Below are 16,888 nucleotides of genomic sequence, written 5' to 3' on the forward strand. Positions count from 1 at the left end.
CCTGCCGGTAATATTGGCAGGCTTAAAAAGTAATCAAATAATAATCCAGTCAGATAAATCATAAATAATTGTCTTCGATTTTTTTAAATTGAATTAGATTAACTCCGATATAATCTTCCCAAAACTTGCTTCAATATTTCAAGTCAAGTAGCCTTTAGACCATTGGCTCATCAGCACATATAAGGCAAACAAAAATCATGTGGAAGCGCCTGATTACTGGTCTCATTTTTATCATTGCTGTCCTTATACTGGCAGCCATTATGCTTGATCGTTGGGTTAGTTGGAAAACCGCTCCTTACATTTTTGATGATGTCAGGCAACTGCCTGAGCGAGAAGTCGGTATGGTACTCGGCACATCCAAATATTATAAGACCGGTAAATATAACCAATATTATTTCTATCGTATCCAAGGGGCGATTAATGCTTACAACAGTGGTAAAGTCAAATACCTGTTATTGAGTGGGGATAACGCCCAGCATAGTTATAATGAGCCAATTACCATGCGCAAGGATTTGATCAAGGCAGGAATTCCGGCCAGTAGCATTGTGATGGATTTTGCCGGTTTCAGAACATTGGACTCGGTTGTCAGAACCCGCAGGGTATTTGATACCAACGATTTTACTATTATCACTCAGCGCTTTCATTGCGAACGAGCCTTGTTTATCGCTATGCATTTTGGTATAGAAGCACAATGTTATATGGTTCCCTCCCCCAAAAACATGATGACAATCCGTATCAGGGAAGTATTAGCGCGTCTCGGTGCCTTGACTGACCTCTATATTTTAAAACGTGAACCTCGTTTTTTAGGCCCATTAATGCCGATCCCTCCTGCCCCGCATACTGTACCAGCAGGAATTCAAGGTTACCCTGCGGTATCACCAGAAGAGTTACAAGAATTAGAAAAGAAGTCACAAAGGAAATAAAAATGGATAAGAAATCAGCGCAATCTATTTAATCAGTTTTTTGCCCTTCATCTTTCAAGTTGCAGTTTACCGACAAAACCAAAACTGCAACCTGAAACCTATTAACCTATTAACCTCTTCGGATCTGTCAGAGGTAAAATGGTTGAGCTTTTTCTAAACCTTACCTGCCAATTTTACTGTTAAACTGCGCCAGAGCTTTTCCATTGGGCCCTGAGAATAACGTTTCAACCACCAGCAAGCAAACCAGATATTCAACGCCCAGATAAAGGGAATAAATGCCATTAACTCCAAACGGCTAAACTGCCCAAATAATTCAAAGCGATAAAAAAGTGTGGTACAAACCAATGTTTGCAACAAGTAGCTACTCAGTGCCATTTTCCCGACCTGCCGGAGCCAAAACGTGATTTTCCAACGTGAAATGGCGGGCCAAAATCCATAAATCAGTGCGATATAGGCCAATGCCAGTAACGGTGTTGCCAATTCAGTGATGGTGTAACGAACAGTCCAGGATGCAAAATAACTGTAGGGATATAAATATTGTATCGACAAGGCAATCCCCTGAATCGCCATACCAACGGGGATCAAGCATAATGCCAACCGGCGGTAATGTTTACTGCTGAACTCCCCTTTTAACCACCCATTACGCAGCAGCATAGCACCACATAGCATGACACCCATTATTTGCCAGCCATATTGCACAATCACCACAATCATCGCGCCGCTTATCTGACGAATACGGTATTCTATGGCCAAGAATCCACCATACATTTTCCAGTAACTTTCATAAGAAATATCTTCCAGCGTAGGCTGCCAAAACGAATTATTTTCCCCTAAGGGAAAAAGCCCCAGAAGATAAAACATCATTACGCCAAATAAATAGAAAGTCACCGCTGTACCAAACAATTTTTGACGATTATTGATAAAACGCCATGCCAGTAAGCCAACAACACCATATGACAACAAAATGTCGCCATCCCATAGCAAAACACCATGCAATAAACCAATAACAGCCAAAACCAGTAACCTGGGGATATTCCAATCGCGTCCCCGCTGCCGAAGCAATTCGAGGGATGCTCCGAATAACAGCGTCAAGATGAACAGAAATTTCCCCTGAGTAAAGGTATTCAATACAGACCATGTCATCACGTCAGAGGGCGAGACTGAATCTTTATAAAACAGATTCATATAGGCTGCATATGGCAAGGCAAAACTGGAAATGTTAAGCAGCAATATTCCCAAAATGGCAAAACCGCGCACACTATCAAGTATCTCAATTCTCTGGTGCATTACTCCATTACAACTGTGTTTCATAGCAATAGAAATTCATCATGATAAGTGCAAATGACGCACAGCACGCAGGAATTCCTGTCGTGTATTCTGGCTGGTTTTAAATAACCCCCCCAACGAAGTTGTCGTTGTGGTACTGGTCGCATCGCGTATCCCTCGCGCTTTCACGCAATAATGGACAGCATCGATGGAAACAGCGACATTATTTGTGCCAAGCAGGGTTTGTAGTGCAATCAGGATCTGCTGTGTTAAACGCTCCTGAACTTGTGGGCGCTGTGCAAAAAACTGGACAATGCGGTTAATCTTTGACAAGCCAATGACTTTATCCTTAGGAATATAAGCAACTGTGGCTTTGCCATCAATAGTGACAAAATGGTGTTCACAAGTGCTGGTCATCGTAATATCACGCACTGTCACCATTTCATCCACTTTCATTTTATTTTCTATCAGCGTAATTTTTGGGAAATTGTTATAGTCCAACCCTGAAAATATCTCATCCACATACATTTTCGCGATACGACCCGGCGTATCTGCCAAACTGTCATCACGCAAATCGAGATTTAACAGCTTCATAATTTCTGTCATATGTTCTTCAATGCGTGCTTTACGCACCTCTGGCGCCAAAGTTGCTCCACGCAGTGGGGTTTCAAGACCACGGTCAACCAGTGCCGAATGCACCAGCGCAGCTTCTGTACTTAGGGATGACATCAGTTTCTCCAAGGTAAATATTTCCGTTACTTGACGGGAATCGGGACACTTATTTTACGCAGATATCAGCGAATGTAATACCACACAATATCTATTTTATTTATCTTGTTCTGCGCCTGTATCGTATACATGAATAGGCGCATAACTATACCTGTACATTCTCAATGCACCAAATCAGGAGGGTTCATGATGGGGATTGGTGCGATAAAATACCAGCAATCCCGCAATGAGCAGCCCAATAAATGCGACATACAGTGCGGGCTCCAATTTGCCTGTCAGCCATGTCGAAGTGGCTGATAACATTGGCCCGACCAATTGCCCCAGGGCATAACCCGTGGTCAGCAATCCCGCCATATATCGGGCATGATTAGGAGCCAGCTCACGACCATACTGCAAAGCAAGCTGTACTACACACATAAATCCACCGCCTACCAGCAATGCTCCAATCATCAAACCGGCAATGTCTGGTAACATTTCCGCAATCAAAATACCCAGTGCCTGAAGCCATAACGTGACCGCCAAGCGGATTTGAGATGTTGATACATTACGCAGCAAAATTCCCAGCATGATACCAATGACCGAAGCACCACCAAATATTGGCCAGACAAACTGAGCAAACAAGCTATCAGGAAAACGCTCTGTCGCCATTTGAGAAAGGAACGTCGCAGGCAAAATATAGCCAAACCCAGCCAGACTATAACTCCACACCAATCGCTTGATTTCCGGTGTCATGCTCAGTGTTTGGATCGCCGTCTGCGGACGGTGCAATTCACCACTGCGAGGCAAATAGCGGCTGACATAAATACTAAATAACAGCGCCAGAATGCCATATAACATCCACGCATTGGCGGCACTCATCTGCCAGGATTGAACCCCAATCGCTACCATGCCACTGATAAAGATCCCCACCCCCGTCCCTGAAAAAACGGCTGCACTCAATCCTGGACGATTCAATTTTGCTAATTCATCATTCGCCCATGCGGCCACCAAAACCAACGTCCAACCACTTGCCCAGCCAATAAAAAAGCGGGCAATACTGTGCAATATTGGTCCATCCAACAATGCGGAAAGCAGAGTGATAATAACGGCTCCCCACAAACCGCTCCACAAACGATACTCCACAAAACGTTGCGCCCGCATGGCATCATAAGAACCCGCCAGATAGCCGAGGTAATTGAATGCGGCGACGATTCCCGCACTTGTTAATGTGAGTTGGGACTCAGCTATCATCAATGGAACTTGTGGCGTAAAAGTGAAGCGCCCTATTCCCATTGCAACAACCAAAGCGAAAAAACCGCTTAATGCAATCTGAAAAGCTTGATAGTTACGATTACGATATGTAACAGTTTGATTTTTCATAGTGATTAAATAGTAATGAAATTAATTGATTTGGTGGGCATTATTCAGTTATAACAAATCATGAATATAATATACATCTTTTATTAACAACCTCTTTCGCTGTGACAGTCACCATTTCCTGTCATTTCCCATCAGTGCAATCTTTGCCATAATGCAGCCAATATAAGCGTAAGCACTTAAGAATAACTAGCTGTCATATAGGGAGTTTCTTATGGATCACTGTCATACATCAGACTTAATCTCACTTGATCAAGCACTAGAAAAATTACTGACATACACCATTCCCCTCACTGCTACACCTCTGATCACGACAGAAACCATTAACCTGACCGAATCTGCGGGCAGAATTACCGCTACTGATATCATTTCCCCGATCAACGTACCCTCTTTTGATAACTCAGCAATGGATGGTTACGCTATTCGCTTTGCAGATCTTAACGAAAATCAGACCTTACCTGTAGCAGGCAAGGCGCTGGCGGGTATGCCGTTTCAGCAGGAATGGCCGACCGGCAGTTGCATTCGCATTATGACTGGTGCTCCTATTCCCTCTGGCGCAGATGCCGTTGTTATGCAAGAACAAACGGAGGTTACCGAAACAGGAATTCGCTTCACTTATCCGGTAAAACCGAGGCAGAACATTCGCACCATTGGGGAAGATATCAGCCAAAATACGGTGGTATTACCAAAAGGAATTAAACTCTCCACCGCACAATTACCGCTGATTGCTTCACTGGGCATTGCAACGGTTGATGTTGTCCGCAAACTGAAAGTTGCCATTTTTTCCACCGGTGACGAATTACAAGCCATCGGTGAACCCTTACAGGCAGGTCAAATTTACGATACCAACCGATTTGCTATTCGCCTGATGTTGGAAAAAATGGATTGTGACATCATCGATCTTGGCGTAATCCGCGATGATCCCGATGCATTGCGTCAGGCCTTTATCGAAGCAGATAAACAAGCTGATTTAGTGATCAGCAGCGGTGGCGTTTCTGTTGGTGAAGCGGATTACACCAAACAAATCTTAGAAGAAGCAGGAAAAATCAGTTTTTGGAAACTCGCCATTAAACCGGGTAAGCCTTTTGCCTTTGGTAAATTGGAAAATGCCTGGTTCTGCGGCTTGCCTGGGAATCCGGTGTCTGCCGTGCTCACCTTTTACCAATTGGTACAACCGTTGATTGCCCATCTATCGGGTTTTACCGCATGGCAACCGCCTATGCGTCTCACAGCCAAGACAACAACACCCTTGAAAAAATCCCCTGGCAGACTGGATTTCCAACGCGGTATTGCTTCACTGAATGAATATGGTGAATTAGAGGTACAAACTACGGGGCATCAAGGTTCGCATATCTTTAGTTCATATAGTCTCGGCAACTGTTTTATTGTGTTGGAACGGGAACGCGGACATGTTGCCGCTGGTGAAACCGTGCAAATTGAGTTTTTCAACCATCTACTGAAAAACCAATAATATAATTTTAAGAAGATACCGAAAAATGGCAGTCGAACTTACCGATGAAGAGACCTTGCGTTATAACCGACAGATTGTCTTACGTGGTTTCGATTTCGACGGGCAGGAAACATTAAAATCTGCCAAAGTGTTAATAGTGGGTGTGGGGGGACTGGGTTGTGCAGCTTCCCAATATCTTGCGGCAGCGGGTGTTGGGACAATTACTCTGCTGGATTTTGACACCGTTTCCCTTTCTAATCTGCAACGGCAGATCCTCCATCGCGATGAGCGCATTGGTATGGCAAAAGTACACTCCGCGGCGCTGATCCTGCGGGAAATCAACCCACATATCACCATCAACCCCATTGAAGGGCTATTGGATGATCCTGCATTAGATGAATTAATCAGCCAACACGAAATTGTGCTCGACTGTACAGATAATGTAGCCATTCGTGAACAGCTCAATCGCCTGTGTTATAGACGTAAAATAACGTTGGTTTCGGGTGCTGCGATCCGTATGGAAGGCCAACTTTCTGTCTTTACTTACCAATCGAAAGCGCCTTGTTATCGTTGCCTGAGCCGCATGTTTGGTGAAAACAGCCTGACTTGTGTTGAAGCAGGTGTAATGGCGCCATTAGTAGGCGTTATCGGCGCCTTGCAGGCAATGGAAACCATTAAGCTATTAACTCAATATGGGCAAACCTGTCATGGCAAAGTATTACTTTTCGATGCAATGACAATGCAATTTCGCCCAATAACATTGCAGAAAGATCCCTTGTGTGAGGTCTGCCAGTCGCAGTAGCGATACCTATAAGTAACTATGTCTAGTAATAAAGAAGCACCCAGCCAAATATGGCTGGGTGTTTCTTTTCCAATATAAATCTGGCTTATCCTGCAATACCCTGACTTCTCAGATACTCATCATAAGTACCTTTAAAATCAATAATTTTATCGGATTTAATTTCCAAAATACGGCTAGCCAATGAACTAACAAATGCACGGTCATGAGAGACGAAAATCAACGTGCCCTGATAGAGTTCCAGCGCAAGGTTCAAAGATTCAATAGATTCCATATCCAGGTGGTTAGTGGGTTCATCCATAACCAGAATGTTAGGTTTCTGCATCATCAGCTTACCAAACAGCATCCGGCCTTGCTCACCACCGGAAAGTACACCGATTTTCTTCTTGATATCATCCTGCCCAAACAACAAGCGACCGAGAATACTGCGTACTGCCTGCTCATCATCGCCTTCACGCTTCCATTGGCTCATCCACTCAAATACGGTCATATCACAGTTAAAATCACTGGCATGATCCTGTGCGTAATAGCCAATCGTGCTGTTTTCAGACCACTTAATTGTGCCGCTGTTTGGTGTTTCTTCACCAACTAAGGTTTTCAAGAGTGTTGTTTTACCGATACCGTTTTCACCGATTACCGCCATCTTTTCGCCAACTTCCATCAGCAAATTCAGATTCTTGAACAGTGGCTCGTTATCGTAACCCTTGGTCAACCCCTCCAATTCCAGTGCATTACGGAACAGTTTTTTCTCCTGTTCAAAGCGGATATATGGATTCTGACGACTGGAAGCTTTCACTTCTTCCAACTGGATCTTATCAATCTGACGGGCGCGGGAAGTTGCCTGTTTAGATTTGGAAGCATTGGCACTGAAACGACTAACGAATGACTGCAATTCAGCAATCTGTGCCTTTTTCTTGGCATTATCAGCCAGCAAACGGTCACGAGCTTGCGTAGCGGCAATCATATATTCATCATAGTTGCCAGGGAACAAACGCAGTTCACCATAGTCCAAATCGGCCATATGGGTACATACCGTATTCAGGAAATGACGGTCATGGGAAATAATGATCATGGTGCTGTTACGTTCATTGAGCACCTCTTCCAACCAGCGGATGGTATCGATATCCAGGTTGTTGGTTGGCTCATCGAGCAGCAAGACATCAGGATCAGAAAACAGGGCTTGTGCCAGCAATACACGCAATTTCCAGCCCGGAGCTACTGCACTCATTAAACCATAATGCTGCTCCACAGGAATGCCGACACCCAGCAACAATTCGCCGGCACGCGCTTCTGCACTGTAACCATCCATCTCACCATAAGCGACTTCCAGATCGGCGACACGATAGCCATCTTCTTCGCTCATCTCTGTCATCGCATAAATGCGGTCACGCTCTTGTTTGACTTCCCATAGCTCCGAGTGCCCCATGATGACAGTATCCAACACGGTATATTCTTCGAAAGCAAACTGATCCTGACGCAACTTACCCAGACGCTCATTAGGATCAAGGCTGACATTACCGGAAGTTGGGGTTAAATCTTTGCCCAGGATTTTCATGAAAGTAGATTTACCTGCCCCATTCGCCCCAATCAAACCATAGCGGTTACCGTTGCCGAATTTGACAGAAATATTTTCAAACAGTGGCTTACTGCCAAACTGCATAGTGATGTTGTTTGTACTTAACACAACTGTTGCTCTTATAAGTGAGTAAAAAGGGAGATGATAAAACCGATAGCCGCGCATTATGCCACAACAGAAGAAAAGTATCGCCAGAATGCGTTATCCACTTTCAAATTCAGGGCAATACCTTAAATAACATACTGAATATTAATTATTTTTTATGAAAAACTTAATGTATTGAACTGTGAAACATAGAACAAAAAACAGTACTGTTATAAACTTCATTCTGAATTTTACAACTCAATAATTCATTCAATATACCGGAAAAATACTATGCAAAAAGTAAGATGGGGTATTATAGGCTGTGGTAATGTAACAGAAGTAAAAAGTGGCCCTGCTTTTTATAAGTTAGAGAATTCAGAATTAGTTGCCGTTATGCGTCGCAATGCAGATTTAGCCAAAGATTTTGCCGAACGACACAATATCCGAAAATGGTATTCGGATGCCGAATCTTTGATTAATGATCCGGAGGTTGATGCCGTTTATATTGCTACCCCACCTTCTACCCATAAAAAATATACCATTTTGGCAGCACAGGCCGGCAAAAGTGTTTATGTCGAAAAACCAATGGCATTAACATTTGAAGAATGCAACGAAATGATTGCCATCTGCCGATTTCAAAAAGTTTCACTGTTCGTCGCTTATTATCGCAGAGCGCTACCGAGATTTATTAAAATAAAAGAATTAATTGATTCTGGAGCAATTGGTACACCACGAATTGTCAATTGCATGCAATTCAGGGAAATGGCGTCTATTTATCAAGATCCTGATAATTTACCCTGGCTTGTTAAACCCGAAATATCTGGTGGTGGCTTATTTGTTGATTTAGCTTGTCACACACTCGATATATTGGATTTTCTGCTGGGCAAAATTATTTCAGTCAAAGGACATGCCCATTCACAGGCAAAAGCCTATCCCGCCGAAGATTGTGTTTCTATGTCATTTATGTTCGAGGATCATGTTCAGGGAGTTGGCATTTGGAATTTTGTCGCCAGTTTTCGCGAGGATAAAGTCGAAATTATCGGTACAAAAGGCAAAATCGTTTTTGCCACATTTGGTGATTCCCCCATTTCACACTATGACGAAAATAACCAACTACACCAATATCATTTCGAAAATCCCAAACATATCCAAATGCCATTCATTCAGACGGTTATTAATAACATACAGGGTAATGGCAGTTGCCCATCCACAGGTGAATCTGCCGCCCGCACCAGTTGGGTTATTGATGAAGTATTAAAAGAATATCGGGCTGCTTCAAACACTATTTCCCACAAATAGTCACTTGCCAGACACAATATTGTAAAAAAACCAAAAATAACAAATCTTGTATAAATTTCTAAACTACCTCAATTTATGTCGTGGAGTGAATTAATAAGTCTGGTATTACTGCTTAAAAATATGAAGGGTAAATTGAATACCTTTACGACTACAATAACCATCAAAGCATAGCTTTGATGGTTTTAATATATCATTCCTGATCACAAGGTAAGCGCCATCGTTCTGCTGGCTTCCCGATATCCTTCCCTTATATAAAAACGTATCGCATCAACATTCTGGGATAATACACTCAGTTCAAGGTGTGAATAATGGTTTTCTTGCGCCCACTTTTTCATACCCGCCAGCAATTTCTGACCAATGCCAAGACTTCTGGCATCCGGACTCACCATTAAGTCAAAAACATAACCATAAGTTCTCGGAACCAGACAATTAAAGGGAGGTGTCTTTTGTTCTTGAGCAATAGCAAAACCGCTAATACTGCCATTCTCATCTTCTGCAACCAATAAGTGAAACTCATCGTTATTGATATTGGAAGCAATAAAATCTCTGTCTTGTTCAGCCGTTTGCATTCTATCCGGCTGCAATGCAGCCATTTCACTGAACAATATCCTATAAAGAGATAAAATAGCCTCAATATCCTGCATAGTAGCCGTTCTTATTATCATTAGATTCCCTCGATTATTTTTAATGATTCAGTATAGATTTACACCAGCAGAATAATACAATTATTAGAACGATCAAATTCCTTCACTGAATGCTTCCAATGTGCCAAAACCTCCCGATAAAACCACAAAATTCGCTATTAACAAACATGCACTGATAATACGGTTGAGTTATCTCTGTTTCACTGCGAAGATGACATCTCTTAAATAACACGTTGTAACTGAGGTTTTTTTAAATGTCTCTTTCCAAACATCGGGCAGCTTCTTTTCCACTGCTTCCTGTGATTTTATTGTTACTGTCAATGACATCAATTCAAGCTGGAGCCTCATTGGCTAAAACATTATTTCCTGTCATTGGTGCGCCTGGTGTCACAGCTTTGAGACTTGCATTAGGAACGATCATTCTATTTTTGATTTTTAAACCGTGGCGACTGAAATTTCAGCGTTCTTCATTACTCCCCCTTTTCGCCTATGGCATTTCTCTGGGAGCAATGAACTATCTGTTTTATCTGTCCTTATCCCGAATTCCGCTCGGCATTGCCGTTGCGCTTGAGTTTACCGGACCTTTGGCGGTAGCCATGTTTTCTTCCCGCCGCCCTCTGGATTTTCTCTGGATTGCTCTGGTCATTGCTGGATTAAGCTTCCTGCTGCCAATCGGGAATAGCATCAATACACTCGATCCTATCGGTATTGTGTACGCACTGGGAGCCGGTATTTTCTGGGCACTTTATATTATCTTTGGGCAACGCGCTGGTGCGGGCTATGGTGCTGCGACGGTCTCTATTGGTTCACTCATTGCTGCCTTTATCTTTTTCCCTGTCGGATTAATACAGACTGGCTCTGAACTCCTGTTCGATACTTCTCTGCTGCCGATTGCCCTGGGGATCGCTATTTTATCCACCGCATTTCCTTACACTCTGGAAATGATTGCACTGACACGTCTGCCAGCCAAAACATTTGGGACATTAATGAGCCTTGAACCTGCGTTGGGAGCATTATCAGGCATCATCTTCCTTAATGAGCATTTGACAAAAATTCAATGGATTGCTCTCTTTTGCATTATTTGTGCTTCTATAGGCTCCACCTCGACTATTAAGCGAAAAACTAAAATAGAAAAAGTAGCATAATAACTTTAGATATATCGATTTGATTTATTGAAGCCGGAGAAAGAATTTCATTCTCCGGTTTTTTATTTTCACAAATTATCAATATGTTACTGACCGCTATAATAACTATCAATTCGATAGAGATAAGCAATATGACTTCCGGCAAATGATCAACTAAATTTATTCTATCTAATGAGATAACTCATTACTCAGAATTAATGGAGCATTATGATGAATACAGCAAAATTAATCAAAACTGAACCTTCTAACCTGATTTATACCCGAAATAATCTTGATAAAGGTATTAAACAGAGAACGATTACTGCCTTAAATCATATGGTGACCCAATTTATCGATCTATCCATGCTGACTAAGCAGGCTCACTGGAACATGCGTGGCCACAATTTCATTGCCATTCATGAAATGCTGGATGATTTTCGTAATTCCATCACGGATCATCTTGACACATTTGCAGAGCGAGCGGTTCAACTAGGTGGAACGGCGCTGGGCACTGTTCAGGAAGTATATAAACGTACCACATTGGAAAGCTATCCAACGGGTATTCATAATGTACAGGATCATCTAAAGGCACTGGCAGATCGTTATGCTGTTGTTGCTAATGATATCCGTCAGGCGATTGTTGATGCAGAAGATGAAGATACGGCGGATATGTTTACTGCGGCGTCCCGTGATCTCGACAAATTTTTATGGTTTATCGAAGCAAATATTGAGTAATAAAATAAAAATATTATTCTTCATTAAGTTAAGGCCACCTCCGTGGCCTTTTTTCCATCAACGCCCATTGTTGGTGGGAAAAAACATAAAAAAAAGAAGTTATAACCTTAAAAATCTTGCAAACCTTTAAAAAAATCATTTTTCTCTCTATAATCCCTGTTTGATTCAAAAATAAACATGAGGATTCTATAAGATGGATATTGAAGTCAAAGATTCTAACGGCACATTGCTGAACGACGGTGATTCAGTTCAGGTTATCAAGGACTTGAAAGTCAAAGGGACTTCCAAGACGCTGAAACGCGGCACACTGATCAAAAACATCCGCCTGACTCACCGCGAAGATGAGATCGAATGCAATGCCGATAAAATTAAGGGATTAGTCCTGAAAACCTGCTTCCTGAAAAAGATAGATAAATAACAGTTACAATCCAATTTTTGTTTAAAGGATAAATAATATTAACTTTTATATTATTTATCCTTTTTTATTAACGGGATTAAAATCGAATAATATCACTCATATTGAATCAGGCGACTCATTATTATCGATGCCAATTAAATTTTTCCGTTAAAAATAACAATATCACCTAGAAAATCAATCCATTAAATACATAATTCATAAACCAAGCCCCAGAAAAACACCAAATAGATTGGAATTTCAGCCAAGAGAATTTATGATAAATATGTTTTTATTCTGATACAGAATAAAAATATTGAAAATATTAAAGTTTATATAGAGGTTACAAGATGAAGACTTCACTTACTCTATGCACAGCTATTCTGCTATTAACATCCTGGAATACATTTGCAACAGAAGCAAAATCGAACAATAAATCTGAACAATGCAAATCACTTGCATTTACTATATGTGCCAAGCATATTAAACACCATAAAAAATATCAATTTTGCCTTAAAGAGATATATAGCAACTGTATGCACCAGATAGGTACGATATAACTTCAACGCTATTAAATAAATGTGATTTCAGAAATCCGTAAGTTAAGTTTGGTGGTGTATACCCGTCCTTATTAAGGTACTAAAAACCTTCAATAGTGACGGGTATATGTAACCTTACTGACAATCCATCAACCATTTCTTATTGATATACTGTTATTTTTTATGAACAACTCATTTATCAGAATACAATTAACTAATTAATATAAAATCACCTTAAGTCAAACCAAAGTTGGCATTCATAAAGCCAATTACTGATTGAACAAGTATCTAAGCTACTCTGATGTTCTCATTTTTGCCTGCTTTCTGCCATTTTACTGGTATTTATACCTGTTTTTAACATGTTACCATTACGAATCTTAAGATGTACCAATTTAACTTAATAATGCAGGTTTATCTTGGATTCACATATTAACTTCCAATCGTTTACTTCGTTCATTGCGGTGTTGCACTTAATATGTGAATCCAAGATCTACAATTCCTTTTCCGACGGCACCTTTGGCCGTTCAATTGGAAATACAGGCAAAGAATTCAATAAGCGTGAACCATAACGTTTGGTCAATAACCGATTATCGTAAATCACGACAGCACCATAACACTCATGGCTACGAATTAACCTTCCTACTTGTTGGATCAAATTAAAAGAAGCACTGGGCAAACTCTGTACTTCAAACGGATAACGTTTTAAGGATTTCAACCATGCGCTTTCAGTCATAATCACTGGATTGGTTACGGGAGGAAATGCAATTTTATGGATATGGACTTGTGAAAGGTATTCACCTTTGAGATCTAATCCTTCTGAAAATGACTGCAATCCAACCAGAACGCTGGCTTGCCCTTCATCAATACGCTTACAATGCGTTTCTACCAATCGATAGCGCGGCTGATCACCTTGTACCAATAACATCAAACGTAAGTCCGTGACAAAAGTGAGAAACCCTTCCATAGCCCGTAGGCTGCTAAAAAGGACTAACATTCCCCGATGTTTCCCTTCCATCACCTGAGAGCGAAAATAACGTGACATTTCTTCAAGATGCTGCATTTCATTTTGAATGGTCGGCTCTTGTGTCATTTGAGGAATGACTAAACGCCCTTGTCGCACATGTTCAAAAGGTGATGACAGGCTGATAAAACGATCACCATAATTTTCATGCAATCCGGTCAATTCCTGAATGCGAGAAAAGCTATTTAGTGAACGCAATGTGGCCGATGTCACGACAACATGGGGGATTGAGCGCCATAGTAGCTGCGTTAATTGTTCACTGACCCGAATTCCCGCACAATGAAAATAAAGATGTGACTGGTTTTTCTCATAACGTCGCGTTAACCATTTTGAGATCGGCGCATGGGAAGACTCTTCTTGTGAAGCTAACCGCCACAGTTTTGCCATATTCTCGAAATAACCTAACGTCTGGCTGGCTTGCAAAATAGCACGATGTAATCGGACAATATCCTGTTTAGCCGTCTGATCGCTTAAATCATTTAAAATCGCTTCCGCTAAACCACGAAATCCATCAATAAGTTTAAATAATTGCTGACAGCACAGTAGTAAACTCTCCGGTAACTGTCCCAGTTCGAAGAGATATTCTTCTTCTTCGCCACGCTCAGGCAGCAATGTCTGTGTTATCTCCGCCAATTCCTTAAAATGTTCGCGGATAGCTGCACAATGGGTCTGTAATCGAGGGGGATTTGCTAAAGCGGGCGGTTTGGTCGGCCGGAATTGAGCCAAGTATTGCTCTACATGACGGACAAATGTATCTAACTGCCCATTAAGCTGAAATAAGGTAATTTCTCCTTCAACTTCCAGTGCATCCCTTGCTACTTCGGGAATATGGTGCCCTTCATCCAGAACCAACAGCAGATTTTTTGCTTCTGGCAAAACAGATTCACTTTCCAACGCAGCCATAACCAAAGAGTGATTGGCGACGACAACATCAGCATCTTCAATTTCTCTGCGAGCAAGAAAAAATGGGCAACGGTAGTAAAACTGACAATTGCGTGCCAGACAGTTCATTTTATCCGTACTGATTTTTGCCCACAGCGAATCTGCCAGTGCCAGTTTATGGTGATCACGTAAGCCATCCCATACAAACGTCGTATAATCACTGCGCAATCGACGGCATAGTTCCCGCTCTTCACTATTGGCAATTTCTGTCTGGTCTTCAACCAGAAACATCAAATCAATCTGCTCCCCTTCTGCGGCGCAAATGGCTTCCAAGTTGCGCGGACAGACATAACGTGCCCGACCAAAAGCGCCCGTGTATTTCAGGTCAGGAATAATTTTACGCAACAGCGGTAAATCCTTGCTGTAGATTTGATCTTGTAAAGCAACATTGGCTGTACTGATCACCAATGGTTTCTGTTCTGCCCGACTGATGGCAATCCCAGGGATCAGATATGATAACGTTTTCCCTACTCCCGTTGGGGCTTCTATCACCAGATGCCGCCCTTCTTCATCTGCCAATGTCTTTGCAACCTCAGCGATCATTTGGCGTTGCGGCGCACGTGGAATGAAACCATCAATATGGGTAGACAATGCTTTATACCACTGACTGATCTGGTTTTTTATTGAACTGGAAAGTGCCATAAGTTTTGCTGCTTAAAAATGAGGGGGCTATTCTCTCATAGAGTGAATCTCAGATCAGCCTTATCAAGCCATTACTGGGAAACAGTTTCCAGCTTTTGCGAAAATAGTTTATCGCTTGTCTTGCCTCTGGAAGCGGATATACTTTTGTCTTTCTATCTTTTGGCTTTGTATCGCTGTTATCACTCTTTATTAAAACCTTATTGGACACAGAGATGAAAAAAATCCTGCTCATTATCATTATATTATTCTCTATCGGCTCAATTGGTGGGATTTTTCTGGCGGGTTTGAATATCTATACTCGCTCAACAACACCAGCCGAAGAGCCACAACAGATTCAGCAGGAAAATACGCCAACAGGGCAACAATAAATACATTGGCTTTTATCGTAATAGCGGATGAGGAAGCTCATGAAAAATGAATATTTTGTCAGTCCACAATGGTTAAACGAGCATCTTCATGATGGGAATGTCGTTATCATTGATGCCAGTGCCCCAATGCCTACCCAATCCATGAATTATTACCAATTCTGGTTAGAAAAACACATTCCGGGCGCCCAGTTTTTTGATCTTGATAAAGTCGCCAATCTACAAACCAATCTGCCACACATGCTGCCGGAGCCGGAAACGTTCCGTCAGGCTGTCAGTAAAATGGGCATCAGTGAAAATCATCTGGTGGTAATTTACGATCAAGGCAATATGTTTTCTGCTCCACGGGCATGGTGGACATTTAAAATCTTTGGCGCCCGTCATATCCGCATCCTTGAAGGGGGCTTACAAGGCTGGCAACAGGCTGGTTATCCAACCGAATCAGGAAAAGTGACCCGCTCACCTGAAGTTTTCAATATGCAGTTTACCCCTGAAAAAGTCTGTTCTCAGACGCAAGTCCTTGATGCTCTCCGTAATGATGTAGCAGTACAATTTGTGGATGCCAGAGCAGAAGACCGTTTTCAGGCAAAAGTGCCAGAACCCCGCCCTGGTCTAAGAATGGGGCACCTTCCCGGTGCTAAAAATGTTCCATGGACAGCCCTGATTGATAATGGGTGTTATAAGTCAGCAGAAGAAATTGCGGCAATATTCCGCAAACAGGGTGTTGATTTAAACCAACCTATTATTACCAGTTGTGGCTCAGGTATGACTGCCGCTATTTTAGTCCTGGGGCTTGATATGGTTGGTCATAAGGAAGCAAGATTATACGATGGCTCCTGGGCTGAATGGGGAACCGATGATTCACTTCCATTAGAAAAATAGGTTATTCGAAAGAATCAATAGCAACAAAGGGCATCAAAATGATATGCCCTTTTTTGTTATTAATCTAGCCCCTAATTTAATACACTAACGAAAAGAATTGAAAATTGTAAAAATTGCC

At 41.9% G+C, this 16,888-nt stretch carries 15 protein-coding genes; 9 read left to right on the forward strand and 6 right to left on the reverse strand.

Annotated features, from left to right (window positions below; genetic code table 11):
* The first annotated feature begins 197 nt into the window (after positions 1–197).
* On the forward strand, positions 198–923 hold the full coding sequence (gene sanA, locus Xish_RS02380) for an outer membrane permeability protein SanA (RefSeq protein WP_099116544.1): 726 nt from the start codon (positions 198–200) through the stop codon (positions 921–923).
* A gap of 153 nt (positions 924–1,076) precedes the next feature.
* Here the strand turns inward: sanA and yeiB are convergent, their stop codons facing one another.
* The 3 genes from yeiB to Xish_RS02395 form a co-directional block, all read right to left on the reverse strand.
* A complete protein-coding gene (gene yeiB, locus Xish_RS02385; RefSeq protein ID WP_244185896.1) occupies positions 1,077–2,210 on the reverse strand; it encodes a DUF418 domain-containing protein YeiB in 1,134 nt (377 codons plus the stop codon).
* Between the two features lie 39 nt (positions 2,211–2,249).
* A complete protein-coding gene (gene folE / locus Xish_RS02390) occupies positions 2,250–2,918 on the reverse strand; it encodes a GTP cyclohydrolase I FolE (RefSeq protein WP_099116546.1) in 669 nt (222 codons plus the stop codon).
* 174 nt (positions 2,919–3,092) lie between these two features.
* Positions 3,093–4,277 (reverse strand): YbfB/YjiJ family MFS transporter, encoded by a 1,185-nt coding sequence (locus tag Xish_RS02395; RefSeq protein WP_099116547.1) that lies wholly within the window; start codon positions 4,275–4,277, stop codon positions 3,093–3,095.
* Positions 4,278–4,488: 211 nt separating this feature from the next.
* Between Xish_RS02395 and moeA the strand changes: the two genes are divergently transcribed.
* Both moeA and moeB read left to right on the forward strand, forming a co-directional pair.
* Positions 4,489–5,745, forward strand: coding sequence for a molybdopterin molybdotransferase MoeA (gene moeA / locus Xish_RS02400; protein ID WP_099116548.1), 1,257 nt, complete (start codon positions 4,489–4,491; stop codon positions 5,743–5,745).
* Between the two features lie 25 nt (positions 5,746–5,770).
* Positions 5,771–6,526 (forward strand): molybdopterin-synthase adenylyltransferase MoeB, encoded by a 756-nt coding sequence (gene moeB, locus Xish_RS02405; protein WP_099116549.1) that lies wholly within the window; start codon positions 5,771–5,773, stop codon positions 6,524–6,526.
* Positions 6,527–6,611: 85 nt separating this feature from the next.
* Here moeB and Xish_RS02410 read toward each other — a convergent pair whose 3' ends face one another.
* The gene (locus tag Xish_RS02410) at positions 6,612–8,207 is read right to left on the reverse strand and encodes an ABC-F family ATPase (RefSeq protein ID WP_099116550.1); all 1,596 of its coding nucleotides are present in this window, start codon (positions 8,205–8,207) and stop codon (positions 6,612–6,614) included.
* A 267-nt stretch (positions 8,208–8,474) separates the two neighbouring features.
* Between Xish_RS02410 and Xish_RS02415 the strand changes: the two genes are divergently transcribed.
* Positions 8,475–9,482: a Gfo/Idh/MocA family protein gene (locus Xish_RS02415; protein WP_099116551.1), complete on the forward strand. Its 1,008-nt coding sequence runs from the start codon at positions 8,475–8,477 to the stop codon at positions 9,480–9,482.
* Between the two features lie 200 nt (positions 9,483–9,682).
* Here the strand turns inward: Xish_RS02415 and Xish_RS02420 are convergent, their stop codons facing one another.
* On the reverse strand, positions 9,683–10,147 hold the full coding sequence (locus Xish_RS02420; protein WP_208614801.1) for a GNAT family N-acetyltransferase: 465 nt from the start codon (positions 10,145–10,147) through the stop codon (positions 9,683–9,685).
* 233 nt (positions 10,148–10,380) lie between these two features.
* On the opposite strand from Xish_RS02420, the gene rhtA reads away from it, so the two are divergent.
* The 3 genes from rhtA (at position 10,381) to Xish_RS02435 (ending at position 12,403) form a co-directional block, all read left to right on the forward strand.
* Positions 10,381–11,271: a threonine/homoserine exporter RhtA gene (rhtA, locus tag Xish_RS02425; RefSeq protein WP_099116552.1), complete on the forward strand. Its 891-nt coding sequence runs from the start codon at positions 10,381–10,383 to the stop codon at positions 11,269–11,271.
* Between the two features lie 210 nt (positions 11,272–11,481).
* A complete protein-coding gene (dps, locus tag Xish_RS02430; protein WP_099116553.1) occupies positions 11,482–11,985 on the forward strand; it encodes a DNA starvation/stationary phase protection protein Dps in 504 nt (167 codons plus the stop codon).
* 193 nt (positions 11,986–12,178) lie between these two features.
* Positions 12,179–12,403 carry an alkylphosphonate utilization protein gene (locus tag Xish_RS02435; protein WP_074018355.1) on the forward strand — a complete coding sequence of 75 codons (225 nt, stop codon included), beginning with the start codon at positions 12,179–12,181 and terminating at the stop codon, positions 12,401–12,403.
* A gap of 1,005 nt (positions 12,404–13,408) precedes the next feature.
* Here Xish_RS02435 and dinG read toward each other — a convergent pair.
* A complete protein-coding gene (gene dinG / locus Xish_RS02440; protein ID WP_099116554.1) occupies positions 13,409–15,523 on the reverse strand; it encodes an ATP-dependent DNA helicase DinG in 2,115 nt (704 codons plus the stop codon).
* A gap of 212 nt (positions 15,524–15,735) precedes the next feature.
* On the opposite strand from dinG, the gene Xish_RS18520 reads away from it, so the two are divergent.
* Both Xish_RS18520 and sseA read left to right on the forward strand, forming a co-directional pair.
* Entirely contained in the window at positions 15,736–15,891 is a 156-nt protein-coding gene (locus tag Xish_RS18520) for a hypothetical protein (protein ID WP_167383205.1), read from the forward strand.
* A 39-nt stretch (positions 15,892–15,930) separates the two neighbouring features.
* Positions 15,931–16,770, forward strand: coding sequence for a 3-mercaptopyruvate sulfurtransferase (gene sseA / locus Xish_RS02445; protein WP_099116555.1), 840 nt, complete (start codon positions 15,931–15,933; stop codon positions 16,768–16,770).
* Positions 16,771–16,888: the final 118 nt, after the last annotated feature.

The organism is Xenorhabdus ishibashii, assembly GCF_002632755.1.
GTDB classification, from domain to species: Bacteria; Pseudomonadota; Gammaproteobacteria; order Enterobacterales; family Enterobacteriaceae; genus Xenorhabdus; species Xenorhabdus ishibashii.

What these genes read in the sequence shown, in the direction of transcription:
- moeA (WP_099116548.1), top strand. Translation starts at nt 4,489, where the DNA reads ATGGATCACTGTCATACATCAGACTTAATCTCACTTGATCAAGCACTA.
- moeB (WP_099116549.1), top strand. Translation starts at nt 5,771, where the DNA reads ATGGCAGTCGAACTTACCGATGAAGAGACCTTGCGTTATAACCGACAG.
- sseA (WP_099116555.1), top strand. Translation starts at nt 15,931, where the DNA reads ATGAAAAATGAATATTTTGTCAGTCCACAATGGTTAAACGAGCATCTT.
- Xish_RS02420 (WP_208614801.1), bottom strand. Translation starts at nt 10,147, where the DNA reads ATGATAATAAGAACGGCTACTATGCAGGATATTGAGGCTATTTTATCT.
- Xish_RS02415 (WP_099116551.1), top strand. Translation starts at nt 8,475, where the DNA reads ATGCAAAAAGTAAGATGGGGTATTATAGGCTGTGGTAATGTAACAGAA.
- Xish_RS18520 (WP_167383205.1), top strand. Translation starts at nt 15,736, where the DNA reads ATGAAAAAAATCCTGCTCATTATCATTATATTATTCTCTATCGGCTCA.
- sanA (WP_099116544.1), top strand. Translation starts at nt 198, where the DNA reads ATGTGGAAGCGCCTGATTACTGGTCTCATTTTTATCATTGCTGTCCTT.
- folE (WP_099116546.1), bottom strand. Translation starts at nt 2,918, where the DNA reads ATGTCATCCCTAAGTACAGAAGCTGCGCTGGTGCATTCGGCACTGGTT.
- yeiB (WP_244185896.1), bottom strand. Translation starts at nt 2,210, where the DNA reads ATGCACCAGAGAATTGAGATACTTGATAGTGTGCGCGGTTTTGCCATT.
- dps (WP_099116553.1), top strand. Translation starts at nt 11,482, where the DNA reads ATGAATACAGCAAAATTAATCAAAACTGAACCTTCTAACCTGATTTAT.
- Xish_RS02435 (WP_074018355.1), top strand. Translation starts at nt 12,179, where the DNA reads ATGGATATTGAAGTCAAAGATTCTAACGGCACATTGCTGAACGACGGT.
- dinG (WP_099116554.1), bottom strand. Translation starts at nt 15,523, where the DNA reads ATGGCACTTTCCAGTTCAATAAAAAACCAGATCAGTCAGTGGTATAAA.
- Xish_RS02395 (WP_099116547.1), bottom strand. Translation starts at nt 4,277, where the DNA reads ATGAAAAATCAAACTGTTACATATCGTAATCGTAACTATCAAGCTTTT.
- rhtA (WP_099116552.1), top strand. Translation starts at nt 10,381, where the DNA reads ATGTCTCTTTCCAAACATCGGGCAGCTTCTTTTCCACTGCTTCCTGTG.